Annotated in this window: 19 protein-coding genes; 13 read left to right on the top strand and 6 right to left on the bottom strand. The window is 73.3% G+C overall.

The genetic code is table 11. The features are described 5' to 3' along the window. Nucleotides 1–236 precede the first annotated feature (236 nt). Together DB32_RS27770 and DB32_RS27775 are read right to left on the bottom strand one after the other, a co-directional pair. Nucleotides 237–2759: a sigma 54-interacting transcriptional regulator gene (locus tag DB32_RS27770; protein ID WP_053235660.1), complete on the bottom strand. Its 2523-nt coding sequence runs from the start codon at nt 2757–2759 to the stop codon at nt 237–239. A gap of 90 nt (nt 2760–2849) precedes the next feature. After that, nucleotides 2850–3104, bottom strand: a complete 255-nt coding sequence (locus DB32_RS27775) for a hypothetical protein (protein ID WP_157069467.1) — start codon at nt 3102–3104, stop codon at nt 2850–2852. Between the two features lie 162 nt (nt 3105–3266). Here DB32_RS27775 and DB32_RS27780 point away from each other — a divergent pair, with 162 nt between their 5' ends. Next, complete coding sequence (locus tag DB32_RS27780) at nt 3267–5381, top strand: serine/threonine-protein kinase (RefSeq protein WP_169791579.1); 2115 nt, start codon at nt 3267–3269, stop codon at nt 5379–5381. Nucleotides 5382–5399: 18 nt separating this feature from the next. On the opposite strand, the gene DB32_RS27785 is transcribed toward DB32_RS27780, so the two are convergent. Beyond that, the gene (locus DB32_RS27785; protein ID WP_053235663.1) at nt 5400–6467 is read right to left on the bottom strand and encodes a hypothetical protein; all 1068 of its coding nucleotides are present in this window, start codon (nt 6465–6467) and stop codon (nt 5400–5402) included. Between the two features lie 135 nt (nt 6468–6602). Here DB32_RS27785 and DB32_RS27790 point away from each other — a divergent pair, with 135 nt between their 5' ends. From DB32_RS27790 to DB32_RS27800, 3 genes are all read left to right on the top strand, one after another. After that, on the top strand, nt 6603–7118 hold the full coding sequence (locus tag DB32_RS27790; protein ID WP_240481259.1) for a tRNA (cytidine(34)-2'-O)-methyltransferase: 516 nt from the start codon (nt 6603–6605) through the stop codon (nt 7116–7118). 32 nt (nt 7119–7150) lie between these two features. Then, nucleotides 7151–8071, top strand: coding sequence for a M23 family metallopeptidase (locus tag DB32_RS27795; protein ID WP_053235665.1), 921 nt, complete (start codon nt 7151–7153; stop codon nt 8069–8071). A 176-nt stretch (nt 8072–8247) separates the two neighbouring features. After that, entirely contained in the window at nt 8248–9252 is a 1005-nt protein-coding gene (locus tag DB32_RS27800; protein WP_157069468.1) for a hypothetical protein, read from the top strand. An 86-nt stretch (nt 9253–9338) separates the two neighbouring features. On the opposite strand, the gene DB32_RS27805 is transcribed toward DB32_RS27800, so the two are convergent. From DB32_RS27805 to DB32_RS27815, 3 genes are all read right to left on the bottom strand, one after another. Next, nucleotides 9339–10274: an SDR family oxidoreductase gene (locus DB32_RS27805; protein WP_053238980.1), complete on the bottom strand. Its 936-nt coding sequence runs from the start codon at nt 10272–10274 to the stop codon at nt 9339–9341. 180 nt (nt 10275–10454) lie between these two features. Continuing rightward, nucleotides 10455–11288, bottom strand: a complete 834-nt coding sequence (locus tag DB32_RS27810) for a nuclear transport factor 2 family protein (RefSeq protein WP_169791580.1) — start codon at nt 11286–11288, stop codon at nt 10455–10457. Nucleotides 11289–11467: 179 nt separating this feature from the next. Beyond that, on the bottom strand, nt 11468–12391 hold the full coding sequence (locus DB32_RS27815) for a lysophospholipid acyltransferase family protein (protein WP_053235668.1): 924 nt from the start codon (nt 12389–12391) through the stop codon (nt 11468–11470). A gap of 376 nt (nt 12392–12767) precedes the next feature. Between DB32_RS27815 and DB32_RS27820 the strand changes: the two genes are divergently transcribed. The 9 genes from DB32_RS27820 to DB32_RS27860 all read left to right on the top strand — a co-directional run bounded on the left by DB32_RS27820 (nt 12768) and on the right by DB32_RS27860 (nt 22086). After that, the gene (locus DB32_RS27820) at nt 12768–14120 is read left to right on the top strand and encodes a M23 family metallopeptidase (protein ID WP_053235669.1); all 1353 of its coding nucleotides are present in this window, start codon (nt 12768–12770) and stop codon (nt 14118–14120) included. A 75-nt stretch (nt 14121–14195) separates the two neighbouring features. Next, nucleotides 14196–15047, top strand: coding sequence for a TIGR02147 family protein (locus DB32_RS27825; RefSeq protein ID WP_053235670.1), 852 nt, complete (start codon nt 14196–14198; stop codon nt 15045–15047). Continuing rightward, nucleotides 15047–15730, top strand: a complete 684-nt coding sequence (locus tag DB32_RS27830) for a hypothetical protein (protein ID WP_053235671.1) — start codon at nt 15047–15049, stop codon at nt 15728–15730. The genes DB32_RS27825 and DB32_RS27830 overlap by 1 nt, the downstream gene beginning before the upstream one ends. Before the next feature lie 104 nt (nt 15731–15834). Beyond that, the gene (locus DB32_RS49170) at nt 15835–16749 is read left to right on the top strand and encodes a hypothetical protein (protein ID WP_053235672.1); all 915 of its coding nucleotides are present in this window, start codon (nt 15835–15837) and stop codon (nt 16747–16749) included. A 97-nt stretch (nt 16750–16846) separates the two neighbouring features. After that, entirely contained in the window at nt 16847–19285 is a 2439-nt protein-coding gene (locus tag DB32_RS27840) for an alpha/beta fold hydrolase (protein WP_053235673.1), read from the top strand. A 2-nt stretch (nt 19286–19287) separates the two neighbouring features. Beyond that, the gene (locus DB32_RS48600; protein ID WP_169791581.1) at nt 19288–19794 is read left to right on the top strand and encodes a hypothetical protein; all 507 of its coding nucleotides are present in this window, start codon (nt 19288–19290) and stop codon (nt 19792–19794) included. 55 nt (nt 19795–19849) lie between these two features. Then, a complete protein-coding gene (locus DB32_RS27850; protein WP_053235675.1) occupies nt 19850–20569 on the top strand; it encodes a CHAP domain-containing protein in 720 nt (239 codons plus the stop codon). Between the two features lie 55 nt (nt 20570–20624). Next, entirely contained in the window at nt 20625–21452 is an 828-nt protein-coding gene (locus tag DB32_RS27855) for an inositol monophosphatase family protein (protein ID WP_053235676.1), read from the top strand. Then, the gene (locus tag DB32_RS27860) at nt 21436–22086 is read left to right on the top strand and encodes an RDD family protein (protein ID WP_053235677.1); all 651 of its coding nucleotides are present in this window, start codon (nt 21436–21438) and stop codon (nt 22084–22086) included. The genes DB32_RS27855 and DB32_RS27860 overlap by 17 nt, the downstream gene beginning before the upstream one ends. Nucleotides 22087–22097 lie beyond the last annotated feature (11 nt).

Here is a 22097-nt window from a genome sequence, read left to right on the forward strand (position 1 = left end):
GCCGCGTCTCGGACTGCCGCGCGCCGGGAGAACGGCCGTGCACGAAGTGGCACGTGTCCGAGTCACGACGCAGCGTCTCGAGGACACGAGCGCCGCGCTCCGCGAACGACGCCGTGATCTGGCGTGGCGCTCGCTCGGACGCGGAGCGCGCCGGCTCGCGACGCGTGGGACCACGTCGTGAATCGTCCACGTGCACGTGTCACGTGTCACGTGCACGGCTGTTCCACTGCTCGCGGTTACTCCGCCGCGCTGCGGCCTTCGCCGGGATCCTCGATCCCCGCGCGCCGCATCTTGTCGAGGAACGTCGTCCTCTTGAGCCCGAGCAGCCGCGCGGCCTCGCTCTTGTTGCCGCCCGCACGATCGAGCGCCGCGCGCAGCGCGCGCAGCTCGATCTCGGTCCACGTGCCGTCGAGCGGATCGCTCGCGACCACGTCGACCTTCGGCTGGGGCAGCGCCGGCAGATCGCTCTCCACCACGCGCGGCGCGCTCCCGCGCGCCACCGCGCGATCGATCACCGACTGCAGCTCGCGCAGGTTCCCCGGCCACTCGTAGGCGAGGAGCACGCTCATCGCGCTCTCCTCGATGCCGAGCACCTCGCGACCGAGCGCGCGGCACGCTCGATCGAGCGCGAGCAGCACGAGCGACGGCAGATCCTCGCGCCGCTCGCGCAGCGGCGGCACGTCGAGGCGCAGCGGCTCGAGGCGCCGCGCGAGCTCGGCGTCGAACGCGCTCACGCGCGCGAGCGCGTTCACCTCGAGCCGGCTGTGCGCGACGAGCCGCACGTCGACCGGGTACGCCGACGCGCCGCCCTCCGCGCGCGCGCTGCGCGTCGCGATCGCCTCGCCGAGCGCAGCCTGGGTCTCGAGCGAGAGCGCGGGCACGTCGATCAGCAGCAGCGTCCCGCCCGTCGCGAGGCGCAGCCATCCGGGGTGCGAGCCGGCCTCGCCCTCGTCGCCGAACAGCGCCGCGGCCGTGCGCTCCGGCCGGATCGCGGCGCAGTCGGCGATCACGAAGGGCCCGTCGCGCATCGGGCTCGCGGCGTGGACGAGGTGCGCGATCTGATCGATCGGGCTGCCCACCTCGCCGACGATCTGCACCGGCGCGTCCACCACCGCGACCTCGCCGATGCGCGCGACGAGCGCGCGCATCGCGGGGCTGTACGCGATCGCCGGCGCGGCGAGGCGATCCGACGCGCGCCCGGCCTTCAGCGTGCGGGTGTCGGCGCGCAGGCGCGTGAGCTCGTCCTCGAGCGCGTCGATGCGCTCCTCGAGCCGCTCGCTCTGCGCCATCGCGCGCGCCGCGCGGTCCTGCGCGCGCGCCTCGGCCTGGTGCATCGCGAGCGGTCCGGTGAGGCGCATCGCGAGCGCCTCGAGCGCGGCGATCTCCTCGAGCGTGACCGGCGCGCGACGACGCCCGCGGGGCACGACGAGCGCGCCCTCGAGCTCGCCCGCCGCCGCGATCGGCACGACGCAGAGCGCCTCGAGCTGCTCGAGCGCGTCGACGAGCGCGCGCAGATCGGGACGGCGCACGACCATCGCGCGCAGCGGCGCGAGCACGATGATCTCGCCGGGGCGATCCATCAGCCGCTCGAGGAGCGCGGGCGACATCGCGCGCGCCTCGACCTTCGGCATCCCCGCGGCGTCGACGCTCGCCTGCTTCGCGGGCTCGAGCGTCTGGATCACGGGGCGCGCATCGCGCGTGCGCGCGGCGCGACGCAGCGGCGCGAGCACCGCGGACGCGAGCTCCTCGAGCGTGCGGGTGCCTGCGCTCGCGCGCTCTCCTTCCGCGATCGCGCGCAGCAGACGACCACCGTCGGGCGCGAAGAGCGTCTCCACGAACGCCGCGATCAGTCGGTACACGAGCGCGGCCGTCGCGACGAACGCCGCCGAGAGCACGCCGAGCGCGACACGATCGCTCGGCAGGCGATCGGAGAGCCACGCGAGCACGGCGCCGAGCGCGCTCGCGGTGAGCGCGGCCGAGACGACCCGACGCGACGCGCGCGCCGCGTGGATCGGACGGCGCGCGTCGAGCATCGCGAGGTGCCCCGCGAGGATCGCGACGGCGCCGGTGCACACGAGCCCGCGCACCACCGACGCGCCCGCGTCGTACGCGCCGATCGCCACCGCGATCAGCGCCGCCGCGCCCGTCGCGGCACCACACGCGATCCCGAGGAGCGCGCCGCCGTTCGACGCGAGGGCCTCGGGCGTGCTCCCGAGGCGACGGCGCGCGAGCCGCACCGCGAGCGCGGTGACGAGCTGCACGACGACCATGATCGGCGCGAGCACCGAGGCCGATGCCGGCACGAGCAGCACGTCTCCGAAGAGCTCGATCTCGGGCAGCACCGCGAGCATCGACACGCACGCGGCCGCGAGCGCCGCCGCGTGCGCGAGCGCTCCGATCACGCGTGCCCGCGCGAGGCCGGGCGGGCGATCCGGCGTGTCGAGCGCGAGATCGATCACCAGCGAGCCGACCCACGGCCACGCGAGCGCGGCCGCGAGCTCGAGCGGCGGCGAGAGCAGCCCCGGCATCGCGGTGGCGACGAGCCCGACCGCGACGCACATGGCGACCCACGACAGACGCCGCACGCCCTCCGGCTCCTCCTGCCTCGCGAGCACGAAGGGCAGCACCGTGATCGCGAGCGCGAACGAGACGAGCACCCACGCCGCGGCGTCGAGCGGGACGCCCGACGAGATGAGCTCGACGACGAGATAGAGGACGAGCGCGGGCCCGACCAACGGGAGCATCCGCCCCTGGCTCACCCGTGCCTCCCGGTCCGACCGTCACCGCGTCGCGAACCGAGCGGCGAAGACTGCTCGCCGCTTCCTCGCATGGCCTCGCTCGCTCCGTGCTCAGCCGCCGTCGGGCTCGGGGACGAACCCCGTGTCGGGCGGGTCGGGCGGCCACCACGCGTCGACCGGCCCACCGTCGGGCTGCGGTCGCGCCCCCTCGCGGCACACACGCTCGATGCAGCGCAGCCCCTCGAGGCACTGATCGTCGCGATGACAGTAGCCGCCGACGCCCTGGCGCGAGGTCGAGGGGACACACCCGGGGGCGATCCCGACCGCGACCGCGGCACACACCAGGGCCGAACGCAGGGCTCTCATCGGAGAGGCGGAGGTTAGCAGGAACGCTGCCGTGCGCGAAATCTCGCTCGCGCGTGGCCTCGGAGAACAGCGCATCCCGAGCAGAAACAGAGCTCGCGGCGGTCCGTCCTCGAACAGCAAACACATCACCACGGAGGCTCGCCCTCCGCTATGCTCGGCGTCGTGGCACGCGCCTGTCCGCACTGCGGCGCTCGGCACCCTGGATCGCTCGCGCGATGCCCTGCGACCGGGCTCCCGATCGGCGGCGATCCGGGCCTCGTCGGCACCACCATCGCGGGTCGCTATCACCTCGTGCGGCTGCTCGGCGACGGCGGCATGGGCGCGGTCTACAAGGCGGCCGATCAGGTCCTGCGGCGCTTCGTCGCGATCAAGCTGCTGCACCCGAACGTCGCGCGGAACCCGTCGTCGGTGGAGCGCTTCCAGCGCGAGGCGCGCGCCGCCGCGGCGATCGGGCACCCGAACATCATCGACATCCTCGACTTCGGCCTCGAGGACAAGCGCCCGTACATGGTCATGGAGTACCTGCGCGGGCGCTCGCTCTCGCAGCTCATCGCGACCGAGGGCGCGATCGACATCAAGCGCGCGTGCGCGATCGCGACGCACACGCTCGCGGGGCTCGCGGCGGCGCACGACCGCGGGATCCTGCATCGCGATCTGAAGCCCGCGAACCTGATGCTCGTGGCGCGCTTCGGCGACCGCAACTTCGTGAAGGTCTGCGACTTCGGCTTCGCCGCGCTCTTCGGCGGCAGCGGGCAGAGCGAGGAGAGCAAGACGCTCACGCCCGAGCGCACGCTGGTGGGCACGCCCGCGTACGCGGCGCCCGAGCGACTGCGCGGCGACGATCGACGCGACCCGCGCACCGACGTCTACTCGGTCGGCGTGGTGCTGTTCGAGATGCTCGCGGGGCAGCGCCCGTTCGACGCGCCGACGTTCGCGGAGCTCGCGCGCAAGGTGCGCAACGAGCCGGCGCCGTCGATCCGCACGATGCGCCCCGACGTGAGCGAGGGGCTCGAGCGCGTGATCGCGCGCGCGCTGTCGAAGGTGCGCGAGGATCGCTGGGCGAGCGCGGAGGAGCTCGCGGCGGCGCTCGTCCCGTTCGGCGGTCGCACGATCAACATCGAAGAGGACGCGCCGAGCGACTCGTTCACGTTCGAGATGATGCGCATCAAGGCGCGCGAGACGAAGAAGCGCGGCACGCGCCCTTCGATCGAGCTGCCGCGCGACGACGTGCAGGCGCTGCTCGCGCTGCGCAACAAGCCCGCGGTCGAGAAGACCGCGACGCCGCGCCCGGATCGCCGTCGCGACAGCGTCGAGATCCCGATCGACGTCGAGGCGCCGCAGCCCGATCCCGAGGAAGAGCATCGCTCGACGCAGCGCCGCGAGGCCGCGTCGCGCCCGCCCGGCGTGAACGCCGACGCGACGATCCGGACGACGCCCGTCGCGGCACCGCTCGCGCCGCCGCAGCTCCATCAGAGCTCGACGCCCGGGCTCGCCGCGAGGGACGGCGGCTCGATCCACAAGTCGACGATGCCGCCGCCCGGCAGCGGCGCGCTGCGCCCGCTGACCGAGCCCGCACCGCCGCCCGAGTTCTCGCCCTACGCGTTCGCGCTCCCGCCCGCGCCGCCGCTGCCCGAGGAGAGCAACGAGAGCGCGATCCCGCTCTCGCGCGTGAAGCGCGTGCCCGATGCGGAGACCGACGCGCCGCCCTCGACGCCGGGCCCGAAGGTGCAGGGACGGCTCGTGGTCTCGGTGCTGCGCTTCGTCGCGCGCAAGTTCGGCGAGCGCGCGCTGAAGGACCTGCTCGACGCGATGCCCGCGCACGTGCGCGGCCCGTTCGACGAGGGGATCCAGCCCGACACGTGGGTCGACTACGACACGCTGCGCGCGCTGGTCGAGGAGATCGACGCGCGCCTGGGGCAGGACGACCTGCACATGGTGCTCGAGTGCGGTCGTGCCGCGGCGGAGGGCGCGTTCGAGGTGATGCGCAAGGTGCGCCCGCCGCAGCCGCCGCCCGAGCTGCTGATCGCCGAGATGCCGCAGGTGATGCAGGGCCTCACGCAGGGCCTCGAGCTGCAGGTGCGCCGGCTCGGCAAGGGCTACGGACGGCTCGAGCTGCTCGAGCAGTCGGAGTCGTCGCTGACCACGAGCGTGCTGGTACTGGGCTTCCTCGAGCGCAGCCTCGAGCGCTTCGGCGCCGAAGACGTCGAGGTGAACCTGCTCGGCGCGAGGGCCCTCGAGGACCCTCAGACGCTGATCGACATCAGCTGGCTGGGCTGAGCCCGCCGCGCCGCCGGATCACGGCGGGAAGCAGCCACCGAACAGACAGCTGACAGGGCAGCTCGGGCCGCCGCCGCAGGAGCACGCCCCGCCGATGCAGCGATCACCGACGTTCAAGAGCTCGTCGCAGGTCTGGCCGCACCCGCCGCAGTGATCGACGCTGGTCTGGGTGTCGACGCAGTTCCCGTCGCAGCACTGCTGCGTCCCGCCGGTGCACGCACGGCCGCAGAGCCCGCAGTTCGCGATCGTGTCGAGCCGCACGCAGCTGCCGCCGCAGCACGCGGTGCCGGTGGTGCACGCCGCACCCCCGCCGCAACGACACGTCCCGCCCGAGCACGTCTCGCCCGCGCCGCACGCCGGGACGCACGGCGTCTCCATGCACGAGCCGCCCATGCACTGCTGGCTCGCGGTGCACGCGATCCCGCACCCGCCGCAGTTGTTGCGATCGCTCGTCGAGTCGACGCACGCGCCGCCGCAGCAGGTGCTGCCCGCCGGGCACGGTCCGCCGGTCCCGCCGCACACGCAGGTGCCGTCGACGGTGCAGGTCTCGCCGCTCGCGCACGCGGGCTCGCACGTCGGCGTGGTGCACGTGCCGGCCACGCACGCCTGGCCCTCGCCGCACGCGTTGCCGCACGCGCCGCAGTGCATCCCGTTGGTCTGGGGATCGGCGCACGCGCCGCCGCAGCACAGCGCGCCGACGGGACACGCCTGGATGCCGCCGCAGCGACACGTGCCGGTCGTGCAGCGATCGGTGGTCGCGCCGCACTGGTTGCCGCACGCGCCGCAGTTCGCGTAGGAGCTCCCGACCTCGATGCACGCGCCGTCGCAGCACATGCGACCGGCCGCGCACGGCGTGTCGACGTCGCAGGTCGGCACGCACGCGCCTTCGCGACAGACGGTCCCGCTGTCGCAGGTCATCGCGCAGCCGCCGGCGGCGTCGGTCGGCACTTGCTGCGCGTCGACGGGACCGGTGTCGGGACGGACGGTGCCGCCTCCGTCGAATTCACCACCGCCCGTGGCGCAGGCTGGAATCGCGACGACGACGAACGCGAGCGCGACGAGACGAGCCGAGAAGGGCGCGGTCATCTGGACACCTCGAAACCCGCGCGAAGGCGAGGAAAAAGCGGGGCGGAGAGCATCCTACCTTTGCGATTCTTCGCCGATCAAGGATGCTCCGGCCGAAACGTCTGGCCGAACGCGGCAAAACGCACGGAAGGGTCAGTGAGTCAGTCGAAGAAGCTACGCGCGACGCCGCTCGCCAATCCCTTCCGGGTGGTGCTCCTCGAGCCCGAGATCCCGCCGAACACCGGCTCCATCGCGCGTACGTGCGCCGCGACCCAGTCGCCGCTGCACCTGATCGAGCCGCTCGGCTTCCGTCTCGACGAGCACTCGATCCGGCGCGCCGGGCTCGACTACTGGCACCTCGTCGACGTCTCGGTGCACGCGTCGTGGAGCGCGTTCCGCGCGGCGCAGCCCGACGTGCGGCTGCATCTCTTCTCGGCGAACGCGACGCGCAGCTACCTCGATGCCGATCTCGCGCCCGGCGATGCGCTCGTCTTCGGGCGCGAGTCGGTGGGACTGCCCGCGTGGCTCCTCGAGCAGCACGCGGACACGACGTGGGGCATCCCGACGCTCGGCGCGGTGCGCTCGCTGAACCTCTCGAACGCGGTGTCGATCGTCCTCTACGAAGCGCTGCGCCGGAGCGGCGCGCTGGACCGCACCTTCCTCGGTGATTGACCTCGCCTCGACGCGCTGCGAGCCTCGGAGCGGTGCGCGCTCCCGTCCGTGGCCTTCCGATCCTCGCGTCGCTGCTCGCGCTCGCGACGTCGATCGGATCCGCCCAGGACGTCGCCGACGCGGCGCCGATCGAGCCCGACGCAGCGCCGATCGACCCCGACGCGGGCGTGACGAGCGACGCGGCGGTGAGCGCCGAGCCATCGCCGGAGACACGCGACGAGACGTTGCCCGCCGGGGTCGGGCCGATCGACTGGGCCGAGAGCACCGGCGGGCGCAACTGCCACCGCAGCCGCGGCCGCCGCGTCTGCGAGGGACCGCGCCGCGTGCCGCGCCCGTCGGCGGAGGCGCTCGCGCGACAGCAGGCGCTCGGCCTCGATCAGCCGCGCGTCGCGCACCACGCCGTCGCGGGCGCGCCGCTGCCCGAGTGGATCGCCGCGGTGCCGGCCGGCGCGGCGCACGAGGATCTGCTCTGGCCCGTGCAGGGCGGACGGCTCTGGCGCGGCTTCGGGATCCACCAGCGCCTGCGCCGCGGTCGCGACGGTCGCATGCGCCGCGCGCGCGGCCGGCGCCGCCACGAGGGCGTCGACATCGGCGCCGATCCCGGCACGCCGATCGTCGCGGTGAACGACGGCCTCGTCGTCTACAGCGACAACCGGATGAGCGGCTACGGCAACGTCGTCGTCCTCGTGCACCGCGACGGGAGCGTCAGCCTCTACGCCCACTGCAGCGCGACCTACGTCGCCGCCGGCGAGCTCGTGGGCCGCGGACAGATCATCGCCGCGGTCGGCGCGACCGGCCTCGCGCACGGCCCGCACCTGCACTTCGAGTGGCGCCTCGAGGGACGTCCGCGCGACCCGCTGCGCCGCTTCGTCGGTCGCCCGGCGCGCCCCGAGACCGCCGAGGACGAGCCCGCCGCCGACGCGCCCGAGCCCCCCGACGAGGAGCCGGGTTGAGCGGCTCCAGCCTCGGGATCGAAAACACGACTTCACGACGGCGCGCGCTCCGTCGTGAACCTCCGTTTACGACGCCGCGCGCCGATCCAGCCGGAAACGCTGGGATCCACGAGAGCGCGTCGTGGCATGATCATCGCACACCGTTGCGCCGCATCCGCTCCAAAGGAGTCGTCCCGATGAGAATGCTGCGTGGAGTGCTCCTCGCTCTTCCGCTCTTCGCCTTCCTGCCTGGCTGCCCGATCTGGACGGACGACGGCGGCGACGGCCCCGACCGCGAGTGCTCGCGCGATCGCGACTGCCCGACGGGCGAGCTCTGCAGCATCGACGGCGAGTGCGTGCCCACCGGCGAGTGCGACGACGACGGTGACTGCGAGGACGGCTTCGTCTGCAGCGCCTCGCGCACCTGCGTGCCGAGCGGCCCCTCGACCTGCCGCGCCGATGGCGACTGCCCCGCGGGCGAGGTGTGCGAAGGCGGCGAGTGCACGCCGTCGGACACCTGCGAGAACGACGACGACTGCGCCGACGGCCTCTGGTGCGACCCGCGCGGGACCTGCGCGCCCCGCCCCGACGGCGCGTGCCGCGCGAACGCCGACTGCGCGTCGAGCGAGGTGTGCATCGAGGGCTACTGCCGCCCGATCGACGACACCTGCGGCCGCGACCGCGACTGCGCGCCGGGCAACGTCTGCCTGAACAACGAGTGCACCGGCGTCTGCACGAGCGACGCGGGCTGCGCGGCGGGTGACTCGTGCCAGGGCGGCTTCTGCCGTCCCGCCGACGAGTGCACCACGACGTCGCAGTGCCGCGGCCTCGGCGAGCACTGCGTCGACAACCGCTGCCTGCCCGACTGCACCAGCGCCGCCCGCACCTGCGGCGCGGGCAGCTACTGCGCCCCCGAGGACTCGTTCTGCCGTCCCGACTGGGAGCCCGAGCCCTTCTGCGACGAGGACTCGGACTGCATGACCGGCCGCAAGTGCGTCGCGGGCGTCTGCCGCACGCCCTGCCCGACGATGCAGGACTCGCAGTGCCTGAGCATCGACGCGCAGCTCCCGCTCTGCCGTCCCGAGGGTGGCGTCTACTACTGCTTCGCGACGAGCGAGACGATGACGCCCGAGTGCCGCCGCGAGAGCGACTGCGACGACGGCCGCGACTGCCTCAACGGCGTCTGCCGCAACCGCAGCTGATCACCACGACCGAGGAGTGAGCGCGCCGAAGGCCGCGACCCGAGAGGGCGCGGCCTTCGCGCGTTCCGTCGCCCCGGCTCCGGTCGTCAGGCTTCGACCGCGCGCACCGTGTCTTCGAGCGAGAAGTGCGGGCGGAAGCCGAGGATGTCGCGGGCGCGCGAGTCGTCGACCATGCACACGTAGCGGATGTGATCGAGCTCGGGCACCGGGAAGCTCGTCATGCGCAGGTCCCACATGCGCTCGAGCAGCGGCTTCGCGACCGTCATCGGGATGCGCATCGGCGTCTTGCCGAGGATGCGCATGATGCGCGAGAGCGGGACCTCGCCCGGGCCCTTCAGGTTGAAGATGCCGCGCACGCCGGGGCGCAGCGCGAGCTGCAGCGCGTACGCGACGTCGCGCTCGTGGATGACCTGCACCATCGGATCGAACCCGAGCATCGACCACGGGCGATCGAGCCGCAGGTAGTTGCTCGGCGCGTTGTGGACCGTGCCGAGGATGTGGCACGGGCGCAGGATCACCGTTTCGATCTCGGGGTGCTTCCAGAAGAAGCTCTGCGCGAGCATGTCGACCTCGACGAGGTCGCGGATCTCGCTGAAGTGCTGCGCGCCGAGCAGCGGCGCTTCCTCGGTGAGGAACTGCGGGTTGTCCGGGCTCGGGCCGTACACGTTCGCGCTCGAGAGCAGCACGAGCTTCGGCACGCCGTACTGCGTCATGTACTCGAGCAGCTTCTGGAACGCGACGACGTTCCAGGAGTAGTGCTCCTTCCGGCTCGCACGCGGGTCGTGCATGACGCCGAGGTGCACCACCGCCTTGATGCCGCCCGCGCGGAAGACGTCGCGCGTCTTCTTGCGGCGCAGATCGAACTGGTGGTGGACGATGTCCTTCGGCTTGCCGTGGAACGGCCGGCGATCGATCCCGACCACCGGCCCGACGCGGTGCATCTGCCGCGCGACCAAGCGCCCGAGGCGACCGCAGATGCCGGTGATCAGCACCGCGCCCTCGCCCTCGTCGAGCGCCGGGATCTGGATCCCCGGCGACGTGACGTTCGCGAGCGGATCGATCGGCTCGGCGACGGGACGGCTCGGGGCCGGGATCGTTCCCGGCCCGCTCTCGGTCGACGCTCCGCTCCCCCGCGGTGCGCGCGCGCTCGGACGCTTGAACTCGTTCACGCGAACCCCCCGGGTCACGAGATCGCCTGGTGCTCATCCACTCGTCGCGGGCGCGGCCGCGCCGCCCTCGGGCGCGAGCACGGGCGCGCCCAGCAGCTCGAGCTGCGCCTCGAAGATCTCGCCCGCCGCGAGGGTGAACCGGCTGCGCCCGCGCAGCGGCTCCGCGAGCCGCGGATCCATGTACTCCCACTCGACCACCATCGTGTTGGGCTGTTCGCCCGGCTGCATCGACACGATGCGCATCGCTCGCCAGGGGGCGGTCGCGAACGTCTCGGCGAACCACGTGCGCACCGCCTCGCGGCCGTCGTGGCGATAGGGATCTCCGGTCTGCGTCTCGGTGAACGGCTCGAGCAGCGAGCCCGTCTCCGCGAACAGCCGCGCGATGCGCTCCGCGTCCCCGCGGCCGTAGTGCGCGACCCAGCGACGCACGATCTCGGCGTTCTCGAGCTCGTCGGGCGTCGCGGGCGCGTAGACCATCCGCACCTCGAACCCGTTGCACCAGTTCGAGCGCTGCACGAGCACCTCGAGCAGCTGACCGCTCCGGCGCACCTCGCCCGGGCGCGGCTGCTCGGGACGACCGAAGCACGCCTCGGTCGACGGCACGGTGACGCGCGCGACCTCCTCCATGCGGAGCTCGCCCGGCTGCTCGGGCGGCGAGACGCGCTGCACGACCGTCTGCGAGCACTCTTCGTTGGCGAAGGTCTGGTCGTACGTGAGCAGGATCGACTCGCCGTCCTGCTCGATGCGCAGCTCCTGCGAGAAGCCGCGCGACGCGAGATCGAGCGGGCCCTCGGTGCAGTGCGCTTCGATCCAGCGCCACTGGGTGCCGCCCAGGCCCGTCGGCATGTCGACGATGCGACGAGACATGCCGCCCGTGTCGTCCCCCGACTCGTCGGGCAGCGTGGATTGCGTGCCGCCCCCACAGCCCGCGAGAAGGAGAACGGCCAGGATCCGAAGCGAGGCGCGCGTCATGACGGGGCGAAGAAGAGTACGCGCGCGCGGCTTCGTCAAGGTGTGGGAGAGAGCGAGCGCAACCGCTCGGAAGCTCACCAGAAGATGCTTTTGCGCTCCTTGAGCCCCTGGTGGAGCGCCGACTGGATCGACTGCTTCACCACCGCGACCTTCGCCTCGATCACCGCGTCGTCGTCGTCGGGATCGCCCTCGAAGCGCAGCGGCTCGCCGAACCAGAGGCGATAGCGCGTGGGCAGCGGGACCGGCAGGCCGAGCATCACGTGCGGGATCACCGGGAACGCGGGCATGCCGAGCAGGCGCGCGAGCGGGCGGATGTTCGCGACCGACGGGAGCTGCTCCTCGCCGCCGATCACCGCGACCGGCACGATCGGCGTGTTCGTCTCGAGCGCGAGGCGCATGAACCCGAGCCCGAAGTCGACGAGCTGGTAGCGCTGATCCCACGTCTTCGAGATGCCGCGCGAGCCCTCGGGGAAGACGATGAGCGCCTCTTCCTGATCGAGCAGTCGGCGCGCGTTGTCGGGCGATCCCACGACCTGGCCGCAGCGCGGGAAGAGCACCGAGACGAACGGGAGCTCGGCGCTCCAGCGCTCGACCATCGATCGCGGGAAGCGCGGCGGCTCGGCGTCGAGCATCAGCGAGGTGCCGATCATCACGCCGTCCATCGGGATCTGGCCCGAGTGGTTCGCGATCACGAGCACGCGTCCCTCGGGGATGCGATCGATCCCGTGGACCTCGGTGCGGAAGTAGTAGCGGTGCAGGAACGCCGAGAGCGCGAGCACGTAGCGCGCGGTGCCGGGATCGAAGCCGAAGGGATCGACGCCGGCCTCGTTCGAGCTCGTGCGGATGCGCGCGAGGCGCGCGTCGAGCTCTTCGCCGAGCAGCTCCTCCGCGATGCGCACCATGCGATCGCCGAAGCGCGAGATGAGCGCTTCGAGGCGAGCCTGCGCGACGCCGCGAGGCGACTGCGAGAACGGGATCATCGACTCGGTGGCCGACATGCGAGGCCATCCTGCTCACGCGCGCGACGCGGCGTCAACGACACGCGGCGAGGGTATCGCGCGGCCTCGGAGAGGCCGTTCCTCGGGCGCGCGGAGCGGCGGGGCGCGCGCCGGGCGCTTCCGCCGGGCTCGTGAGGCCTCCGGCGCGGCCGGAGCGCCGGATCGACGCGCGTCGGAAGCTCCCGGAGCGCGTCGGAAGCTCCCGGAGCGCGTCGGAAGCTCCCGGAGCGCGTCGGAAGCCCTCGGCGAGCCGCGTCGGAAGCCGCCGGAGCGCGTCGGAAGCCCCCGGAGCACGTCGGAAGCCTCCGGAGCGCGTCGGAAGGGCCTCCACGCCGATTCTTTGACCGATCGATCCGGGTCTGGTCGGTATCGGGGCATGTGGGTGCGGCTGTCGTGCTGGGTGATGATCGCGGGGATCGCGAGCGCTACGGGCGTGGCTCACGCCGATCCCGATCCCGCCGATCAGGCGCGCGAGATCGTCGAGAGCGCGACCGGCGACGCCGACCTCGAGGACGAGCACGATCACGCGCCGCGACGCTTCGACTACTCGCGCTTCAGCGACGGGCCGCGCCGCGTGCCCACCCCGCGCGGCGCGTCGAAGCTGCGCGCGGAGGAGCTCGGGCTCGGCACGCGCGAGTGCGCGCACCAGCTGCTGCACGGTCGTCCGCTCGATGCGTGGGTCGCCGCGGCGCGCGGGCGCGAGCCTTCGCGGCTGCTCTGGCCGGTCGACGACGGGCGCTGGGTGCGCGGCTACGGGTACGTGCGCACGACGCGGCCCGATCTGATCCATCGCGGGATCGACATCGCGGCGGACCCGGGCACGGTGGTGCGCGCGGCGGCGGACGGGATCGTCGCGTACAGCGACAACGGGGTGCGCGGGTACGGGAACCTCGTGCTGATCGTGCACGCGAACGGGTGGGTCTCGCTCTACGCGCACAACGCGCGCACCACGGTGCAGCCGGGCTATCGCGTGCGGCGCGGCGAGCGCATCGCGCTGGTGGGGCGCACCGGGATCGCGCGGGGGCCGCACCTGCACTTCGAGCTCTGGCACGAGGGACGCGCGATGAACCCCGCCGCGCTCTTCGACGGCGGGCCGACGTTCGTGCAGCGGCTCGCGACGCGCGCGGCGGCGAGCGGGCGCGTCGCGCCGCCCGAGGAAGTGACCGCGGAGGATCGCCCGATCGAGGCCCCGCTCGCGCCGCATCCCGAGGACGTGGTGACCGTCGCGACGACGGCGAGCGTCACGCCGGTCGCGCCGACCGAGCCCGTGCTGCGCGAGCTCGACGGGCTCGAGCTGGGATCGCTCGCGCTCGCGCGCCGGCTGCTGTCGCGCGCGGCGAGCGACGCGATGCTCTCGCGCGTCGAGGGGCGCGTGTTCTCGACGCTGCTCTTCCCGGTGCGCGACGGAACGGTCGCGCGCGCGTTCCGGTCATCGCGCGTCGCGATGCAGCTCGTCGGTGCGCCCGACGCGGCGGTGCGTGCCGCCGCGGACGGGCTCGTCGTGTTCGCGGGCGAGCTGCCGGGGCGCGGTCCGTCGATCGTGCTGCTGCACCGCAACGGATGGGTCACGGCCTACGTCGGGGTCGGCGTGCTCGCGGCCGAGGTCGGGACGCGCGTCGAGCGCGGCGCGTGGATCGCGCGGATGGGCGCGACGCCGATCGAGCTCGAGCTGCGCATCGGCGGCGTCGCGCGCGATCCCGGCGCGCTGCTCGTCACGCCGACGCCGTGAGGTGTATCCGGCGCCGCATACGCTTCTTCGGCGCGCGATCTGGAATCGCGATCCCCGGCGAGCAATGCTGATCCCGTGGCGCGCCGAAGAGCAGCGGAGATCAGCGTCTACGACTACCTCGATCATCGCGCGTTCCTCGGCGACTACTACGTCGCGCAGAAGGAGCGCGGGCGCGGGTTCTCGTATCGCCTGTTCTCGCGTCGCGCGGGGCTGCGCTCGCCGAACCACCTGAAGCTCGTCATCGAGGGACAGCGGCGGCTCACGGCGGAGATGGCCGTGCGCTACGCGGCCGCGATGAAGCTGCCGGACGACGAGTCGGCGTACTTCCTCGACCTCGTCGCGTTCAACCACGCGCGCACGCCGGCGGAGCGCGCCGACACGTACCAGCGGCTCACCGGGCACCGCGGGTATCGGAAGGCGCAGACGCTCGATCAGCGCCACGCCGCGTACTACTCGCAGTGGTACATCCCCGCGATCCGCGAGATGGCGATGCTCCCCGGGTTCCGCGGCGAGCCCGGGTGGATCGCGGAGCGCATGGTGCCGCCGATCACGCGCGAGCAGGCGGCGAGCGCGCTCGAGACGCTGGTCGCGCTCTCGCTGCTGACGAAGCACGAGGACGGAACGCTCGCGCCCGCCGAGTGGGTCGTGAAGACCGAGGACGCGACGCGCGGCGTGCACCTCGCGTCCTATCACCGCGTGATGCTCGAGCGCGCGCGCGAGGCGCTCGATCACCTGCCCGGCACGACGCGCAATCTGTCGGCGATCACGCTGTGCACGAGCGCCGCGGGATACGAGCGCATCGTCGAGCGCGTGAAGCGGTTCCGCCAAGAGCTCATCACGCTCGCGAGCCTCGAGGACGAAGGCACGCACGTGGTGCACGTCGGCGTGCAGATCTTCCCGCTCACGCGACCTCCGGAGGCGGCGTGATGCGGGCGGGGGGGATCGTGATCGCGATGGCGCTGCTCGGGTGCGCGCCGACCGATACGGGCAACCCACCGGCGGCGCTCGACGCGAACGACGTGTCGGCGCAGGTCGTGTCGGGGATCATCGAGATCTCGTACGCGATCACCGGCGCGCCGGGCGCGGTCGATCCGCCCGAGGGCGAGGTGTGGATCCTCGAGCTCGATCAGCCGCGGCCCGTCGTGCGCATCGCGGTCGCGGCGGACGGGAGCTTCCGGCGCGAGAACCTGTCGGCGCGCGACGGAGGTCGCGTGCGGCTGTGGATCGAGGCGCCGAGCGGGCGATCGGCGCCGCTCGATCGCGTGGTGACGATGGACGGGCTCGCGGCACCGGGCGAGGCGCTCGACACGTGCGTGCGGCTCGATCCGCCCGACGCGATCGACGTCGGCGACGACGAGCGCGCGACGCTGCGCATCGAGAACGGATGCAGCGAGACGGTCCGTCTCGCGCCGATCGCGCTGCGTGATCCGGAGGGTGCGTTCGAGGTGGTCACGGACACGAGCGGCACGCTCGCGGCGGGCGCGTCGGAGACGATCGAGATCGCGCTGCGCGCGGGCGACGGCGCGCTCCACGTCGACGCGCTCGACGTGGAGACGATCGCGCCGCGGGTGGGCCGGCGCGGGGTGACGTTGATCGCGAACGCGCGCTGAGCCGCGCACATCGACGGGTTCGACGAACGCGCGGCCGAGCTCGGCCGGCGCGAGAGGGCGTCGTGTCGCTCGGGGGTCGAGCGGCACCGGACAGAGAGGGACTCATGAGCTCTTGGCATCTTCGGTTCGGACTCGCGATCGCCGCGCTCGGCGCGATCGGGTGCGGCAGCACCGCAGGCTCGGGCGACGCGACGCTGCAGAAACGGGAAGCAGCAGAGGCCCACGGCGATGCAGCGCGCACGCGCGCGCTCTGCGCGCGGCTCGGGCTCGGTGCGACGTGCGACGTGTGCGCGGCCGCGGGGTGGTACGGCGACGGCGCGTGCGACACGCACTGCGCGGGGCCGGATCCCGACTGCGCGAGCGACACGTGCGGTGGGTTCGCGGGGACGGCGTGCGACGCGGGCGAGGTCTGCGTCGACGATCCCAGCGACGACTGCGATCCCGCGCACGGCGGCGCCGACTGCATCGGGCTCTGTCGGCCCGCGCCGAGCGAGCCGACGCAGTGCGGCGGCTTCGCCGGGCTGCCCTGCCCCGAGGGCCACGTGTGTGTCGACGACACGCGCGACGACTGCGACCCCGAGCACGGCGGCGCCGACTGCCACGGCGTCTGCGAGCTCGAGCCCGGCGGCCCTGCGCAGTGCGGAGGGTTCGCGGGCTTGGCGTGCCCCGAGGGGCAGACCTGCGTCGACGATCCGAGCGACGACTGCGACCCCGAGCACGGCGGCGCCGACTGCATCGGGCTCTGCGAGACGACGCCCGGCGCGGCGTGCGGCGGCTTCGCGGGCTTCGCGTGCCCCGAGGGCTACGAGTGCGTCGACGATCCCACCGACGACTGCGATCCCGAGCACGGCGGCGCCGACTGCATCGGCGTGTGCGAGCGCGCGAGCGAGCCGCGACACTGGTGCGGCGGGTTCGCGGGCCTCGACTGCCCGGACGGTGAGCGCTGCATCGACGATCCGAGCGACGAGTGCGATCCCGAGCACGGCGGCGCGGACTGCATCGGGATCTGCGTGCGGTGATCGCCCGGCGGACGATCATGGCGCGACGGCCGTGATCGTCCGCCGTGGTTCCGTATATCCTCTGGGCGGATCTTTCCTTTGTCCAAGGAGAACGCCCATGCTCCGCTCGCGCGCTCTGCTCGCCGTCCTCGCCGTGCTCGCGCTGAGCGGATGCGAGCTGTTCGACCAAGGTGATCGCCCCGACGGCGGCCCACGTCCCGGCGACGCGGGCGTAGGCGATCCCTGCACGACGGGGATCGAGTGCCGCGCCGGGCTCGTGTGCGGCGAGGGCAGCACGTGCGAGCCCGGCGGCCTCGGCGTCGAGGGCGCGGTCTGCGCGCTCACCGGCGACTGCGGGCCCGCGCTCTACTGCGATGCGCGCCGCGTCTGCGCGCCCGCGGGCACCGGCGAGGACGGCGCGGACTGCACGTCGACGAGCGAGTGCGCGCACGGGCTCGTGTGCACGATCGAGGGCTTCGGCGGGCGGTGCCGCGCGTCGGGCTCGGGCGATCTGAACGACGCGTGCGCGTCGACGAGCGACTGCCTCGCGGGCCTCTCGTGCTTGGACGTCGGCGGGACGCGCTCGTGCCAGAGCCCGCCCGCGATCACCGCCGACGGCGGTGTCGGCGGCGAGATCCCGAGCATCCCGCATTGGCCCGGCGTGCAGTGCCAGACCGACGAGGGCACGCCGACCGCGTACTTCCGCGTGCCGCGCGGCACCGCCGACGACGGCGACTTCCATCGCCTGCCGTTCCCCAACGACGTGCGCCGTCGCGACGGGCACGTCGATCTGAGCGGACATCCGACGCCGGGCACCGCGCTGCCGGTCGACGTGCTCGGGCGACACATCGCGGCGAGCGAAGAGGATCTCGACGGCTTCGCGACGAACCCGGTGATCTACTTCCGCTTCTCGCGCGGCTACGACGGCGCGTCGATCGGCGACCACGTGCGCTGGGTCGACATCACGCCGGGCTCGCCGACGTACGGGCAGGATCGCGGGCTCGCGTGGATCACGACGTACGGGCCGATCACTCGCTACATCTGCCCGGACTGGGTCGCGTTCCGATCGGGGCACGGCGATCCGCTTCGCCCCGGCACGACGTACGCGATGATCCTGACCCGCGGCATCACCGCGGCCGAGGGCGGACCGGCGTTCGAGCGCGACGAGGACTTCGACGCGGTGATGAGCGACACCGCGCCGAGCGACGCCGCGCTGACGCACGCGTGGAGCGCGTACGCGCCGCTGCGCGCGTTCGCGGCGTCGGGCGCGATCGACGCGAGCACGATCCTGAACGCGGCGGTGTTCACGACGCAGACCGTCGAGCACGTCGTGCCCGCGCTCCGCGACGTCATCCGCGCGCGCCCGGTGCCTGCGCTGAGCGACGTGACGACGTGCGGCGAGGGCGTGACCTCGCCGTGCGACGACGGGACCGATCAGCGTCGATGCGGCGCGCCGAGCGCGGCGTTCACGGAGATCCACGCGCGCATCACGGTGCCGATCTTCCAGTCGGGCACCGCGCCCTACGAGGATCCCGACGACGGCGGCGGGATCGAGCTCGCGAGCGACGGCAGCGCGAGCGTCGTGCGCGAAGAGCCGATCTGCATGGTGATGACGATCCCGACCGCGGCGCGTCCGGAGGGCGGATATCCGGTCGTGATCACCGCGCACGGCACGGGCGGGAGCTTCACGGGATCGGTCGGCACGCTCGCGGAGACGTGGGCGAGCGCGGGCGCGGCGATGATCGCGATCGACATGCCGCAGCACGGCGCGCGTCGCGGCGGCTCGACGCGCGATCCCGAGAACCTCGTGTTCAACTTCGCGAACCCGCGCGCCGCGCGCGACGTGTGGCTCCAGGGCGCCGCGGATCTGATGGCGCTCGTGCGCTTCGCCGAGGGCCACGCCGACGACACGATCGACTTCGACGCGTCGCGCATCGTGGTGTGGGGGCACAGCCAGGGCGCGACCCACGCGTCGCTCATGGCGCCTTGGGAGCCCGGCGTGCGCGCGGTGCTGTTCAGCGGGCTCGGCGGCGATCTCACCGAGTCGCTGCTGACGAAGACCGAGCCGGTGAACATCGCGCGCGTGGTCCCGATCGCGCTGCTCGATCCCGACGGAGCGGGGAACCTCGCGGTCGGCGACTACCACCCTGCCCTCGCGCTGGTCCAGGCGTTCTACGAGCGCGTCGATCCCGTGAACCTCGGACGGCGCATGTGGCGCGAGCCCTTCGAGGGCGACACGGGGCGCGAGATCTTCATGACCTACGGGCTCGGCGACTCGTACTCGCCCGAGCGCACGATGAGCGCGTTCGCGCGCAGCGCGGCGCTGCCGCTGGTGCTGCCGGAGCGCGTCGCGATCGGGCTGCCGACGATCGCGTCGCCGGCGCGCGGGAACGTCACCGTGGGCGGCACGACGCGCACCATCGGGCTGCGGCAGTACGCGCCGCCCGACGGCGTCGACGGGCACTTCGTGTCGACGCGCAGCGACGAAGGACGCGCCGACGCGACGCGCTTCGTGCTCGAGGCGCTCGCGGGCGAGACGCCGACGATCGGGGAGTGAACGTGAGCGACGCGCAGAGCTTCGTCCGCCCGCCCGACGGCCGCGCTGCCATCGGGTGCGCGACGCTGTTCATCGGTCTGCCGGCCGTGAGCGCGGTGCTCACGCTCTGGGAGCGCGGCGTGCTGTTCGCCGCGATCCCGGTCGCGCTCGCGCTCGTGCTCTTCGCGCTCGTCTACTACGTGTTCAGCGAGGAGGTCCGCGTCGAGCTCGACGAGCACGGGATGCGCCTCCGTCGCGCGCGCGTGCTGCTCGGCGCGCGGCTCGCGGAGAAGGTCGACTGGGAGATCCCGGTGGGCTCGCTGACGCATGCACACGAGGTCCACACCCGCACGCCGGCGAGTCGCGGCGGATGGGCTCACCGCACGGTGTTGCAGCTCCCCGAAGGGCGCACGATCGACGCGACGGCGCTCGGCGGCGACGAGGATCCCCAGAGCGCGTTCAACCGGCTCTCTCGCGCGCTCGCGAAGCGCCTCGGCGCGCGCTTCGAGCGGCGGTCACCGACGACGTGAGCGCGTCGGGAGCGGGCGCGGAAATCGATCGCGCCGCTCGTACGTCCGACCGCTCGTGACGCCCCGCGCCGCGCTCGTCCTGATGCTCGCGCTGCTCCCGAGCACCGCGCGCGCCCAGGGGCCGTGTGCGGGCGTGACGTGCAGCCTGCACGGGCTCTGCACCTCGGAGCGGGACGAGGCGTTCTGCGCGTGCGACGAGGGCTTCGACGCGGTCGAGCTCGAGTGCGTCCGCGCGCATCGCCGCGCGCCCGCGTGGTCGCCCTCGAGCGCGGTGCGCGCGGTCGAGATCGCGCTCGGCGAGGTGGACCACGATCTCGCGAGCGTCGGTCGCGCGCGACGCGGCGATCCGGGCGCGCTCGCGTCGCACGTGCGCGCGGACGCGCTCTGGTGCAGCGACTTCGTCTCGTGGGTGTATCGCGCCGCGGGCGTGCCCTTCACGGGAGGGAGCCGCGGTGGGTGGCTGCTGCCGACGAACACGTCGATCCGGCGTTGGTTCGATCGCCGGGGCGCCTACGTCTCGCGCGCCGATCGCGAGTGGAGCTCGTTCGTGCCGCAGCCCGGCGACTACGTGCGCATCTCCACGCCGACGTGGGGCCACAGCGCGATCGTGCAGCGCGTCGACGGCGAGACGCTGCACACGATCGAGGGCAACGCGGGCGGGCGCGTGCGGCTCGTGCGCTACGCGCGATGGCGCGCCCAGGCGCGCATCGACGGGTTCGGATCGCTGGCGCGCGCGCACACGCCGCGGGTCGTGCCGGCCGTGGTCCATCGGTGATCGACGGCGCGCGGAGGGTTGCACGACGCGGGGCCCGCGTGCGATTCCGTCGACCATGAGCAAGGGGGGATTCGATCTCGATCGCATCGGCGGACGGCGCGCGCTCGCCGAGCTGATCGACGAGGTGCTCGTCGCCGGCGACGCGGCGCGGCGGATGTACGAAGCGGGGATGATCCGCTGGACCGATCGCACGCGCGTCGAGCGCAAGCCCGATCGATCCCCGGTGACCGAGGCCGATCGCGCGGTGGAGGAGCGCCTCTCGGGCTTCTTGCGGCGCCGTTATCCCGACACCGCGTTCCTCGGCGAGGAGACCGGCGAGAGCGGCCCCGAGACCGCGGGCATGCGCTGGGTGCTCGACCCGATCGACGGCACACGCGCGTTCGTGCGTGGCACCGAGACGTGGTCGGTGCTGCTCGGGCTGCTCGCGGACGGGCACCCGGTGCTCGGCATCGCGTACATGCCGGCGGCGGAGGATCTCTTCTGGGCGGTGCGCGGCGACGGCGCGTGGGGCAACGGGCGCCCGCTCGCGGTCTCGCGCGTCGGCAAGCTCGAGGACGCGACGATCTCGCACGGCACGCTCCAGCAGTTCACGGGCGCCGCGATGGTGCCCGCGCTGCAGCGGCTCGGAGAGCGCACCGAGTCGCAGCGCGGGTTCGGTGACTTCGACGGTTATCGCCGCCTGCTGCGCGGCCAGGTCGACGCGATGATCGACCCCGCGGTGATGCCGTGGGACGTGTGCGCGGCGTCGGTGCTGGTGCACGAAGCGGGCGGCGTGCTGACGAGCTTCGACGGACAGCCGACGATCTTCGGCGGCGGCGCGGTCGCGTCGAACGGGCTGTTCCACAAGGACCTGCTCGCGCTGCTCGATGAGCCGTCGCGCTGAGGTCGCGCGGGCGATCGCGATCGGCGGTGCGCTGATCGCGATCGTCGTGGTCGCGATCGCGGTGGTGTCGTACGAGTCGGCGCGCGCGGGGTGGAGCGCGGAGCGCGCGCGATTGGGGAGCGCAGAGTACGACGCGGCGCGCAGCGACGCGGCGTACGTGGCGGTGGAGTCGGCGCGCTCGACGACGCGGCGTTCCGCGGAGGTCGCGGCGGCGTTGATCGTGATCGCGGCTTCGCTCGTCGGATCCGCGGGCGAGCCGAGGGCCGGCGCTCCGTCGCGATGGCTCCTCGCGAGCGTGATCGACGTGCTCGTCCTCGGCGCACTGCTCGCGATCGCGATCACGCTGCCGCATGCGATCGAGTCGCTCGCGCTCTCCGACGCGCTCGCCCGCGTGGCCCCGGCGATCGCGCTCGCGGTCCTCATCGCGCTGCTCGCGCGCGGAGCGTCGCCCGGGATGCGCGCCGCGGGGCTCGCGGTGGCGCCGCCGCGCCCGTGGCGCGCGATCCTCGCGATCCTCGCGCTCCCAGTCGTCGCGCCGTGGATCGTGATCGCGTCGGTGCCGCTCGCGCTCCGGCGCGATGGGCGCGTCGCGGCGCGTGCGCCTCATCTCGCGCTCGCCGGTCTGCTCGCATGAGCGCCTCGCCT

Origin of the sequence: Sandaracinus amylolyticus (assembly GCF_000737325.1) — a bacterium.
Classification (GTDB): domain Bacteria; phylum Myxococcota_A; class Polyangia; order Polyangiales; family Sandaracinaceae; genus Sandaracinus; species Sandaracinus amylolyticus.